The sequence below is a fragment of the Monashia sp. HAY1-2A genome, from assembly GCF_056755315.1.
In genome coordinates, this window is the sequence record NZ_JBNDHY010000146.1 from 1 (window position 1) to 10,604 (window position 10,604).

The 10,604-nt window shown below is 72.7% G+C and carries 11 protein-coding genes; 3 read left to right on the top strand and 8 right to left on the bottom strand.

Translation table 11 applies throughout. The features are described 5' to 3' along the window. Positions 1-141, top strand: a 141-nt coding sequence (locus ACPYOM_RS17705) for a nucleotide-binding YajQ family protein (protein WP_481346974.1), incomplete at its 5' end; no start/stop codon positions are given. A 27-nt stretch (positions 142-168) separates the two neighbouring features. Here ACPYOM_RS17705 and ACPYOM_RS17710 read toward each other — a convergent pair. Then, complete coding sequence (locus ACPYOM_RS17710) at positions 169-1,653, bottom strand: NAD-dependent malic enzyme (RefSeq protein WP_481346968.1); 1,485 nt, start codon at positions 1,651-1,653, stop codon at positions 169-171. 74 nt (positions 1,654-1,727) lie between these two features. Continuing rightward, the gene (locus ACPYOM_RS17715; protein ID WP_481346969.1) at positions 1,728-2,501 is read right to left on the bottom strand and encodes a DUF4031 domain-containing protein; all 774 of its coding nucleotides are present in this window, start codon (positions 2,499-2,501) and stop codon (positions 1,728-1,730) included. 133 nt (positions 2,502-2,634) lie between these two features. Between ACPYOM_RS17715 and ACPYOM_RS17720 the strand changes: the two genes are divergently transcribed. Beyond that, positions 2,635-2,925, top strand: coding sequence for a WXG100 family type VII secretion target (locus tag ACPYOM_RS17720; protein WP_481346970.1), 291 nt, complete (start codon positions 2,635-2,637; stop codon positions 2,923-2,925). A 90-nt stretch (positions 2,926-3,015) separates the two neighbouring features. On the opposite strand, the gene groL is transcribed toward ACPYOM_RS17720, so the two are convergent. Both groL and ACPYOM_RS17730 read right to left on the bottom strand, forming a co-directional pair. Next, complete coding sequence (groL, locus tag ACPYOM_RS17725) at positions 3,016-4,644, bottom strand: chaperonin GroEL (RefSeq protein WP_481340495.1); 1,629 nt, start codon at positions 4,642-4,644, stop codon at positions 3,016-3,018. Positions 4,645-4,883: 239 nt separating this feature from the next. Further along, the gene (locus tag ACPYOM_RS17730) at positions 4,884-5,318 is read right to left on the bottom strand and encodes an HIT family protein (RefSeq protein ID WP_481340493.1); all 435 of its coding nucleotides are present in this window, start codon (positions 5,316-5,318) and stop codon (positions 4,884-4,886) included. Here ACPYOM_RS17730 and ACPYOM_RS17735 point away from each other — a divergent pair. Next, positions 5,317-6,828 (top strand): MBL fold metallo-hydrolase, encoded by a 1,512-nt coding sequence (locus ACPYOM_RS17735; RefSeq protein WP_481346971.1) that lies wholly within the window; start codon positions 5,317-5,319, stop codon positions 6,826-6,828. The genes ACPYOM_RS17730 and ACPYOM_RS17735 overlap by 2 nt on opposite strands. A 51-nt stretch (positions 6,829-6,879) precedes the next feature. Here ACPYOM_RS17735 and ACPYOM_RS17740 read toward each other — a convergent pair whose 3' ends face one another. The 4 genes from ACPYOM_RS17740 to ACPYOM_RS17755 form a co-directional block, all read right to left on the bottom strand. Then, positions 6,880-7,944 carry a P1 family peptidase gene (locus ACPYOM_RS17740; RefSeq protein WP_481346972.1) on the bottom strand — a complete coding sequence of 355 codons (1,065 nt, stop codon included), beginning with the start codon at positions 7,942-7,944 and terminating at the stop codon, positions 6,880-6,882. Further along, positions 7,941-8,405 (bottom strand): N-acetyltransferase family protein, encoded by a 465-nt coding sequence (locus tag ACPYOM_RS17745; RefSeq protein WP_481340487.1) that lies wholly within the window; start codon positions 8,403-8,405, stop codon positions 7,941-7,943. Before ACPYOM_RS17745 ends, ACPYOM_RS17740 begins: the two co-directional genes overlap by 4 nt. A gap of 87 nt (positions 8,406-8,492) precedes the next feature. Further along, positions 8,493-8,792, bottom strand: a complete 300-nt coding sequence (locus tag ACPYOM_RS17750) for a DUF3263 domain-containing protein (RefSeq protein ID WP_481346973.1) — start codon at positions 8,790-8,792, stop codon at positions 8,493-8,495. 323 nt (positions 8,793-9,115) lie between these two features. Next, entirely contained in the window at positions 9,116-10,477 is a 1,362-nt protein-coding gene (locus tag ACPYOM_RS17755; RefSeq protein WP_481340483.1) for a pyridoxal phosphate-dependent decarboxylase family protein, read from the bottom strand. Between the last annotated feature and the right edge of the window lie 127 nt (positions 10,478-10,604).

Below are 10,604 nucleotides of genomic sequence, written 5' to 3' on the forward strand. Positions count from 1 at the left end.
GGCCCCAAGGGCGTCAAGAGCCAGGTCCAGGGCGACGAGCTGCGCGTCACGAGCAAGTCCCGCGACGACCTCCAGGCTGTGCAGAAGATGCTGCGCGAGGCCGACCTCGACGTCGCGCTCAACTTCACCAACTACCGCTGACGCCTGTCGCGCGGGGCTCCCGGCCCGTCAGGCCGGGCGTGCAGCGTCCGCCTCCGCCTCGAGGCTCGCGCCTGCCGCCGTCTGCTTCCCCGCGCCCGCCGCTGCCCGCGACGCCGCCTCGGGGTCGGCCTCCGCCTCGACGGCATGGCGCACGGCGGCCGCCACGGCGGGTGCGACGACCGGGTCGAAGACCGACGGGACGATGTAGCTGGCGTTGAGCTCGGCCGGGGAGACGGCGTCGGCAATGGCGGTCGCGGCGGCGACCATGACCGCCTGCGTGATGCGGGCGGAGCCAGCGTCGAGCATGCCGCGGAAGAACCCGGGGAAGGCCAGCACGTTGTTGATCTGGTTCGGGTAGTCCGAGCGCCCGGTCGCCACGACGGCCGCGTGCTCCCCCGCCTCGACGGGGTCGACCTCCGGGTCCGGGTTGGCCAGGGCGAAGACGACCGCGTCGTCGGCCATCGTCGCGATGTCGGCACCCGTGAGCAGGTTGGGCGCGGATACGCCGATGAAGACGTCGCTCCCGGCGATGACGTCCCGCAGTGAACCCGTCTCGTCGGACACGTTGGTGTGGTCGGCGATCCACTGGCGGTCCGGGTCGGCGTACCTCTCCCCGTGGGTCAGCACGCCCTGGCTGCCGCAGGCGACGATGTCGGTCGCGCCCTGGGCGAGGAGCAGCTCGATGATGGCGTGGCCCGCCGCGCCGACGCCGCTCACGACGATCCGGACGTCGGCGATCGACTTGCCGACGACGCGCAGGGCGTTCGTCAGCGCGGCGAGCACGACGATCGCGGTGCCGTGCTGGTCGTCGTGGAAGACGGGGATGTCGAGCTCGGCGCGCAGTCGGCGCTCGATCTCGAAGCACCGCGGCGCTGCGATGTCCTCGAGGTTGATGCCGCCGTAGACGACCGCGATCGCCCTGACGATGCGGATGATCTCCTCGGTGTCCTGCGTGTCGAGGCAGACGGGCCACGCGTCGACGCCGGCGAACTGCTTGAACAACGCGGCCTTGCCCTCCATGACGGGCAGCGCCGCCGCCGGCCCGATGTTGCCGAGGCCCAGCACCGCCGACCCGTCCGTGACGACCGCGACCGTGTTGCGCTTGATCGTCAGGTGCCGCACGTCCTCGGGGTGCTCGGCGATGGCCTGGCAGATGCGGGCGACGCCCGGGGTGTAGGCGCGGGCGAGGTCGTCGCGGTGCTTGAGCGGCACCTTCGGCATGACCTCGAGCTTGCCGCCGAGGTGCATGAGGAACGTCTGGTCGCTCACCTTGCGCACCGAGACGCCCGGCAGGGCCGCGAGCGCCGTCGAGATGCGGTCGGCGTGGTCCGCGTCCGAGGCGTTGCACGTGACGTCGACGACGAGCCGGTCGTGGCTCGACTCGGCGATGTCGAGGGCGGTGACCGAACCGCCTGCCCCCTGGATCGCCGCGACGAGTCCCGCCGTGGCGTCGGCCCGGGCGGCCACCTCCACGCGCACCGTGATCGAGTAGCCGGGGCTGGGCAACGCCATGAGGGCACCTCTCTGTCGTCGAGGAGGTTCGGCACGTCGGTGTGCGAGCCGATGCTCAGCGTCGCGCGGGCGCCTCAGCCGCGCAAGTCAGGGAACACCTCGACCGCGAGCGGCCACCAGAAGAGGTGGCTGCACAGCTGCGCGTACTCCGGCGGGGTCACCCATCGCGTCTCGTGGATGCCGTCGTCGCCGTCGGTGATGGCCGGGCGGACCGCGTCGAGGCGCGTGCGGAACACCTGGAGGAACGGCTTGTCCGGCGTGAAGAGGTTGTCCGGAGAGCGTGGCGTGAAGCGCTCGTAGCCGCACGGGAGCACGTCCGGGTGGCGCAGCCGCAGGCCGGTCTCCTCGAAGGTCTCGCGCACGGCGTTCTCGACCGGCGTCTCGTCCGCCTCGCGCCAGCCGCCGGGCGAGCCCCACTCCCCCCGTCGCACGCTGTGGACGACGACGAAGTCCCCGCGCCGGTCCCGGACGAACACCATGGCGGCGAGCACACGGGCCGGGTCGAGCGGCTCGTCGGACGCCACGAGGTCGACGTCGCTCGCGCCGTTGGGGAAGGGCACGTCGAGGATGCGACGGACGCCGCGGTCACGCTTGCGCTTGCGCAGCCGGAGCCCCGACGCGTTGAGCCGGCGGGCGAGGTCGACCCCCGAGGTCGGGGTGGCCCCGGCCTCGACGGCGTCCTGCCAGCGCCCCTCGGGCACGTCGTAGTGGTCACCGTCGAAGGCCCTCGGGTGCAGCTGCGCGGCGCGGGCGACGGCGTGCAGCTCGTCGTAAGACGTGTCGCTGACGAGGTGCGCGAAGAGCCGACCGTGGGCGGGCCAGATCGGCTGGTCGATCCACACGGTCATGACTCGTGAGCCTAGGCCAGGACCCCGACGGTCGCGGCTGTGGATGACGCCCGACGCCTCCCGCGGCACCGACCTAGCCTCGGGACACGAGGCCACCGGACCGGTCGGCCACCCGATCGAGCAGGAGGACCCCATGACCCGTTCCGTCGTCGACACCGAGCGCATCGCCGCCGCGGCGGCCGACATCAACCGTCTCGCCGACAGCATCACCTCGAGCTCCGCCGAGCTGCGCGGCCGCCTCGCCGGCCTCGGCGGCGACTGGCAGGGGCCGGCCAAGGCCGAGTTCGAGCGGGTCATGGCCGACTACCAGCGCGTCCAGGCCCAGATGACCGAGTCCCTCGCCGACGTCGGGCGCCTGACGCTCAAGGCCTCCCGGGCCTACGCCGAGCACGAGACCGCGACGCGCGCCCTCTTCGCCCGCTGACCGGCGGCATCTGCCGCGGGGGCGCCGAAGGGCGGCTCCCCGTCCGGGGAGCCGCCCTCCTGGGCGTGCTCTGTGGTGGAGCGAGCGGGCTCAGAAGCCCATGCCACCCATGCCGTCCATGTCACCGCCGCCGGGGACCGCAGCGGCCTTCTCCGGCTTGTCGGCGATGACGGCCTCGGTCGTGAGGAACAGCGCCGCGATCGACGCCGCGTTCTGCAGCGCGGAACGCGTCACCTTGACCGGGTCGATGATGCCCGCCTCGAGGAGGTCCTCGTAGGCGCCCGTGGCGGCGTTGAGGCCGTGGCCGGGGGCGAGACCGCGCACCTTCTCCGCGACGACGCCGCCCTCGAGGCCGGCGTTGATCGCGATCTGCTTGAGCGGGGCCTCGGTCGCGACGCGCACGATGTTCGCGCCGGTGGCCTCGTCACCCTCGAGCGAGAGGGCGTCGAGCGCCTTGGCGGCCTGGATGAGGGCGACGCCACCACCGGCGACGATGCCCTCCTCGACGGCGGCCTTCGCGTTGCGGACGGCGTCCTCGATGCGGTGCTTGCGCTCCTTGAGCTCGACCTCGGTGGCCGCGCCCGCCTTGATGACGGCGACGCCGCCGGCGAGCTTGGCGAGGCGCTCCTGGAGCTTCTCGCGGTCGTAGTCGGAGTCCGACTTCTCGATCTCGGCCTTGATCTGGGCGATGCGGCCCTCGATCTGCGTGCGGTCCTCGGCGTCCTCGACGATGGTCGTCTCGTCCTTGGTGACGACGACCTTGCGCGCCTTGCCGAGCAGGTCGAGGGTGGCGTTCTCGAGCTTGAGACCGACCTCCTCGGAGATGACCTGGCCACCGGTGAGGATCGCGATGTCGGTGAGCATCGCCTTGCGGCGGTCGCCGAAGCCCGGGGCCTTGACGGCGACGGACTTGAACGTGCCCTTGATCTTGTTGACGACGAGGGTCGCCAGGGCCTCGCCCTCGATGTCCTCGGCGATGATGAGCAGCGGCTTGCCGGACTGCATGACCTTCTCGAGCAGCGGGATGAGGTCCTTGATGCTGCCGATCTTGCTGTTGGCCACGAGCACGTAGGCGTCGTCGAGGACGGCCTCCATGCGCTCGGTGTCGGTGACGAAGTACGCCGAGATGTAGCCCTTGTCGAAGCGCATGCCCTCGGTCATCTCCAGCTCGAGGCCCATGGTGTTGGAGTCCTCGACGGTGATGACGCCTTCCTTGCCGACCTTGTCCATCGCCTCGGCGATGAGGCCGCCGATCTCCTCGTCGGCCGCCGAGATGCTGGCGGTGGAGGCGATCTGCTCCTTGGTCTCGACCTCCTTGGCGGACTCGAGCAGCGACGCGGAGACGGCCTCGACGGCCTTCTCGATGCCGCGCTTGAGGGCCATCGGGTTCGCGCCCGCGGCAACGTTGCGCAGGCCCTCCTTCACCATGGCCTGGGCGAGGACGGTGGCCGTCGTCGTGCCGTCACCGGCGACGTCGTCGGTCTTCTTGGCGACCTCCTTGACGAGCTCCGCACCGATCTTCTCGTACGGGTCGTCGAGCTCGATCTCCTTGGCGATCGAGACACCGTCGTTGGTGATCGTGGGGGCGCCCCACTTCTTCTCCAGGACGACGTTGCGGCCCTTGGGGCCGAGCGTGACGCGGACGGCGTCGGCAAGGGTGTTCATGCCGCGCTCGAGGCCGCGACGCGCCTCTTCGTCAAACGCAATGGTCTTGGCCATTCGGGTGGTTCCTCCCACGCGAATCGTTGGTGGCGGCCCGCACGACGCCCGCGACGGATGGGACCGGACCCGGCAGCTCACGTCGCTGCGGGACCGAGCCCTCGGCGTGCGGCCCAGTTCTGTCACTCCCACCTGGAGAGTGCTAACGCCATTATTGGCACTCTGACCCGGAGAGTGCAAACAGCAGGCCACGATGCCGACCCGTTCGCCGATGAGCCGTCGCGGTGATCACGCGCGCCTCAGGCGTCGGCGCGCGCCACCGGCGGCGCCAACGCTCCCGCGAGGCGGGCGGCATAGGCGGCCGACTCGGCGTCGGACGCGTACGTCGTGCGCGGCCAGAAGAAGCCCCGCAGGCCGTCGCCCTTGGTCCGGGGCACGACGTGCACGTGCAGGTGCGGCACCGACTGGCTGACGACGTTGTTCATCGCCACGAAGCTGCCCTGGGCGCCGAGCCCCTCGACGACGGCACCGGCGAGCCGCTGCGCCGCCCCGAGCAACGGCGCGTGCAGCGGCTGCGGCAGGTCGAGGAGGGTGTCGACGTGGCGGCGTGGCACGAGGAGCACGTGTCCCTTGAACACCGGTCGCCGGTCGAGGAAGCCGAGCAGGTCGGGCTCGTCGAGCACGACGTCGGCCGGTACGTCACCCGCGACGATGGAGCAGAAGACGCAGTCCATGCGATCAGGCTCCCATGCCGCGGCGACGCGTCAGCAGATGACGAGCAGCCAGCAGCCAGAGCCGCTCGAGGTCGGCGAGGAGGTCGGCGTCGGGGAGGGCGGAGTCGTCTTCGTCGGCCGGGGGCCGGGCCTCGGGTCGCTCGTCGAGGAGGGGGACGGCGTGCCGGTCGAGGGTGGTGTGGAGGGTGCGCGCGTCGCCGACGGGCCGGGCTCCGGTGCGGTGCTCGTCGGCACGGCGCTCGTCGTGGAGGTCGCGGACGGCGGCGACGCCGTCACCGGCAGCACGGTCGCGGTCGCCACCCCTGAAGTGGGGCCGCCGGACGTCGGCGGGTCGCCGGCCGTGGTCCACCACGGCTCGTCGGTCGGCGGCGTGGAGAACTCGTCGCCGGGCAGGGTCGGGAACACGCCGGACGACATCGCCTCGTCACGCCAGCTGTCGCCGGAGAAGAAGGTCACCCCGCCGACACCGGCGAGGACGATGGCCGCGAGGGCGGACAGCAGGAGCACGGGACGACGGTTCGCGCGTGGAGGGCGGGCCCCGGAGTCGAAGGACATGACCCCCCAAACTAGACGAATCGGGCTCGGGGCGCCTCCCGGGACCGGGACCACTACCGTGGCGCGCATGGAGGACGCGACGCGGACCACGCCGGGGCGAGCCACCGGTTTCATCGAGGTCGCCGACCGGGTCCTCGTCGCCCGCTACCCCGAGTGGGACGTCAACGTCGGCCTCGTCCTCGGGCGGGACGGCGCGGTCGTCGTCGACACGCGGGGCAGCGGCACGCAGGGCCGCCGGGTCCTCGACGACGTGCGCCGGCTCGGCCGCGACATCGTCGTCACCCACGTCGTCAACACGCACGTCCACTTCGACCACACGTTCGGCAACATCGCCTTCGACGACGCGACGGTCCATGCCCACGACAACGTCGGCCGCACCATCGAGGACCACGCCGATCGGATCAGGGCCCTCTTCCGGGCCGACCCCGGCGACGCCCCGGAGGCCGGCTACACGGCCGAGGACGTCGTCGACGTCCTCGCCACGCGGGTCCGGCGTCCGGACCGGACGTTCGGCTCGCACGCGACCGTCGACCTCGGCGACCGCGTGGTGACGATGGCCTGGCACGGACGCGGCCACACCGACGGCGACGTCGCTGTCGCAGTCCCCGACACCGACGCCCTGTTCCTGGGCGACCTCGTCGAGGAGAGCGCCCACCCGTCCTTCGGCGACGACTCGTGGCCGCTGGAGTGGGCCGACACCCTGGCAGCCCACCTCGTCGAGACCTCGGACCGAACCGTGGTCGTGCCCGGCCACGGCCGGCCCGTCGACGTGGGGTTCGTCGCGCGGCAACGCGACGAGGTCGCCGCGGTGGCCGCGGTCATCCGCGAGCGCCGAAGCGCCGGTGTCGACGTCGAGGACGCGGTGCGAGAGCCGGACCGGCGGCTGCCGTACCCGGTGGCCGGGCTCGCCGAGGCCTTCCGGCGGGGCTACGCGCACCTGGACCTGCTGCCCTGAGCCGCATCCGAGCGCCCAGCGGATGCGCGGACTGGTCGGGATCCGGAGGGTTCAGGCCCTGACCGCGGAGGGGAACGCGTCGCGCCAGGAGCGCAGCGCCACCCCGCCCTCGGCCGTGCGGTCGACGGACGTCGCGGCGAGCAGCGCGTGGGCGATGGCCCGGGCGACGGCGTCGGCACCGGCCTCCATGAGCACCGTCAGGGCGAGCGGGTCCGGCGCCGGGCCGGCGCCGGTCGCGAGGGCGAAGAGCGTGTCGCCGTCGAAGAGCGTGTGCACCGGCTTGATGGCGCGGGCGAAGCCGTCGTGCCCGATGCCGGCGAGCTTGGCGCACTGGGCCTTTGTCAGCGTCGCGTCGGTGGCGATGACGCCGATGGTCGTCGCGAGGCCCGGCATGGCGACCCCGGCTGCCGCGAGCGCGTCACCCCGCTCGCGGGCGGCGGCGACCTCCGTGGCGGAGGGCACGCCGATGCCGGCGAACTCGTCGCCCAGGCCGTACCGGACGCCGTGGATGGCGCCGGTGTCGGGATCGACGGCCGAGCCGACCGCGTTGACTGCGACGAGCGCCGCGACGGTCACCCCCGACTCGAGCACGACGCTGGCCGATGCGATCCCGCCCTTGAGGCCACCCGCCTTGGCACCGGTGCCCGCGCCGACACAGCCTGCCGCCGGCGCCTCGCCGACGGACGCCTGCCGCGCGGCCTCGTACGCGGCGCGGCCCTCGTCGGCACCGGGGTGGTGCTCCCACGTGCCGCCGCGGCCGAGGTCGAAGAGGATCGCGCCCGGCACGATCGGCACGACGCGCCCCTCCCCCATGGGCCAGCCCCGGTCGTCGGCGAGCAGGCACCGAGCCACGCCGTCGACGGCCGCGAGACCCATGGCCGAACCACCGCCGAGGACGACGGCGTCGACACGATCGACGAGGTTGCGGGGGTCGAGCAGGTCGGTCTCGCGGGTGCCGGGGCCGCCGCCGCGCACGTCGACCCCCGCGACCGCACCGCCGGGCGGGGTCAGCACGACCGTGGTCCCGGTGAGCCAGCCGGCCTCGTCGCGCGTCGCGTGCCCGACGCGCAACCCGGCGACGTCGACGATGGAGTTGGTGGGGCCGGGGCGCGTCATGACGGGTCCCTCAGGTCGAACTCCATGAGCGTGCCGGGCGAGGTGAAGCCGAGCCGTTCGTAGAACTCCTGGGCCCGGGCGTCGGGCGCGTTGAGCCGGATCCACTTGACGTCGGTCGAGCGGGACCACTCGATCATCGCCTCGGTCAGGGCCCTGCCCACCCCGCGGTCGCGGCAGCTCGGGGCGACGAAGAGGCCGCCGACGTGCAGCCAGCTGACGTCACGCCGGCCCGGCCACGGCAGGGCCCGGATGCGGCGCGTCTCGAGGATCCCGGCGTGCTCCCCCCGGCTCTCGGCGATCCACGTCGGGCGGTCCGGCCGCTCCTGCAGCCACGCGTCGACGAAGCGGTCGAGGTAGCCCTGCTCCGAGGGCATGCCGAGCTCGCGGGCGAACTGCAGGTGCAGCGCGGCGACGATAAAGGCGTCGTCGGCCCCGGCGCGGCGGATCGTCACCTCGGCCATGGGGGAAGTGAACCACGCGGACGAGGCGCAGGCCGAGACGTCGGGTGGTGCGCGCGGCGCCGGCACGAGGGCGGCGCGGCGGGAGGGTCAGACGTTGATGCCGAGGCGGCGGGTCGTGCGCGCCCGCTGGCGGCTCGCGCGCATCCGGCGCAGGCGCTTGATGAGCATCGGGTCGGCCTCGAGGGCCTCCGGGCTGTCGAGGAGCGCGTTGAGCACCTGGTAGTAGCGCGTGGAGCTCATGTCGAACAGCTCCTTGATGGCCTGCTCCTTGGAGCCGGCGTACTTCCACCACTGGCGCTCGAAGGCCAGGATCTCGAGATCGCGGTCGCTCAGGCCGCCCCCGGAGTCGTGGCGGTGCGGCTGCGCCGTGGCGTGTTCTGTGCTCATGTCCCCGTCTCGTCGCGTCGATTGCTCGGTCGCTGTCGTGCTGTCGTGCTGGTCCCGCTGTGGGCCGACCGCCGACGCGGGCTGCGCCGCGCCGGTGCCGACCACCCCCGGTGACGTCGAGCAGCACGAGTGCTGCTGCGTTGGCTCCGGGGCCAACCCTAGACGCAAATGACAAGGGTGTCATTCAGCCGCGTGGCGGCTCGCCGGGGTGTCGTCGCGTTCCGGCCGCGGCTTCGACGGACTCATCGTCACGGCGGCCACACCAGCCCCAGCGGCCCCAGCGACCCCATCGGTCACAGGGCCGCGAGTCCGGCCCTCGGGCGTCAGGACATCGTATCGAGGATCGCCGAGACGTCCTCCTTGGTCGTGTGCGGGTTGACGATGGCGAAGCGCGTCAGCGTCTCGCCGCGGAACGTCGTCGGCACGACGAAGGCGAACTCCTGGGCGAGCAGCCGGTCGGTCCACGCCGCGTAGTCCTGGGGGCCCCAGCCGCGGCGTCGGAACACCACGACCGACAGGTCGGGCTCGCGGACGACCTCCAGGTAGGGCCGCCGCCCGACCTCCTCGGCAGCGAAGCGGGTCACCTCGAGCGTGCTCTCGATCGCCTCGACGTAGGCATCGGTGCCGTGGACCGCGAGCGAGTACCAGAACGGCAGGCCCCTGGCCCGCCGCGTCAGGCCGATCGAGTAGTCGGTCGGGTTCCACTCGGGCGCCGACGTCAGCACGTCGAGGTACCCGGCCTCCTGGGTGTGCGCGATGCGGGCCAGCGTCGGGTCGCGGTAGAGCAGGGCGCAGCAGTCGAACGGCGCGAAGAGCCACTTGTGCGGGTCGACGATGAAGGAGTCGGCGTGCTCGATGCCCGCGAAGAGGTGGCGCACCGAAGGCGCCGCGAGGCCCGCACCGCCGTAGGCACCGTCGACGTGCAGCCAGATGCCGTACTCCTGGCACACCTCGGCGACCGCGGCGAGGTCGTCGACGACGCCGAAGTTCGTCGTCCCGGACGTCGCGACGACGGCGAAGAACGTGTCGGGCCCGTGCTCCTCGAGGACGCGTCGCAGCTCGGGCCCGGTGAGGCGCAGCTTCTCGTCGACGGGCACGCCCACGACCTCGGCGTCCATGACGGCGGCCATCGAGACGACCGACGAGTGGGCGTTGTCGGTCGCGGCGATGCGGTACGGACGCGCGCCCGTGCCGGCCTCGGTCGCGCGGGCCCGGGCCGTGTGACGGGCCACGACGAGGGCGGACAGGTTGCCGACCGTGCCCCCGGGGACGAACACGCCACCGGCCGACTCGGGCAGGCCAGCGAGGTCGGCGATCCAGCGCAGCGCCTGGTTCTCGGCATAGATCGCCCCGGCGCCCTCCATCCACGAGCCGCCGTAGATCGAGGACGCGCCGACGACGACGTCGAAGGCCGCCGCCTCCCGCGTCGGGGCGCACGGGATGAAGGACAGGTAGCGCGGGTGGTCGGTGGACAGGCAGGCCGGTGCGAGCGTGTGCTCGAACAGCTCCATCGCGCGCGTCGGTCCGAGGCCGGCCGGGGTGATCGTCTGACCGACGGCCGCCTGGAGGTACTCCTCGGTCTGGGCCCCGTCCAACGGGATGGGGTCCATGAGGAGGCGCTCCCGCGCGTAGCTCAGGACCTTGTCGACGGCGAGGTGGTCGGCGTCCTTGTCGAAGCTGTGCACGCGCCGATGCTAGGGCCTGGCGTGGCGTCCTCCGACACGCCGCGACCGACGTGCGGGCACGACCGAGGCCCTCCACGGCGTGCGTCCGACCGTCTTCGCGCACGACGCGGCGGGGCTGCGGGACGCC

Excerpts from the sequence above, each read along its gene's own strand:
- ACPYOM_RS17710 (WP_481346968.1), bottom strand. The coding sequence starts at position 1,653 with ATGGCGTTGCCCAGCCCCGGCTACTCGATCACGGTGCGCGTGGAGGTG.
- ACPYOM_RS17715 (WP_481346969.1), bottom strand. The coding sequence starts at position 2,501 with ATGACCGTGTGGATCGACCAGCCGATCTGGCCCGCCCACGGTCGGCTC.
- ACPYOM_RS17720 (WP_481346970.1), top strand. The coding sequence starts at position 2,635 with ATGACCCGTTCCGTCGTCGACACCGAGCGCATCGCCGCCGCGGCGGCC.
- groL (WP_481340495.1), bottom strand. The coding sequence starts at position 4,644 with ATGGCCAAGACCATTGCGTTTGACGAAGAGGCGCGTCGCGGCCTCGAG.
- ACPYOM_RS17735 (WP_481346971.1), top strand. The coding sequence starts at position 5,317 with ATGCGATCAGGCTCCCATGCCGCGGCGACGCGTCAGCAGATGACGAGC.
- ACPYOM_RS17730 (WP_481340493.1), bottom strand. The coding sequence starts at position 5,318 with ATGGACTGCGTCTTCTGCTCCATCGTCGCGGGTGACGTACCGGCCGAC.
- ACPYOM_RS17740 (WP_481346972.1), bottom strand. The coding sequence starts at position 7,944 with ATGACGCGCCCCGGCCCCACCAACTCCATCGTCGACGTCGCCGGGTTG.
- ACPYOM_RS17745 (WP_481340487.1), bottom strand. The coding sequence starts at position 8,405 with ATGGCCGAGGTGACGATCCGCCGCGCCGGGGCCGACGACGCCTTTATC.
- ACPYOM_RS17750 (WP_481346973.1), bottom strand. The coding sequence starts at position 8,792 with ATGAGCACAGAACACGCCACGGCGCAGCCGCACCGCCACGACTCCGGG.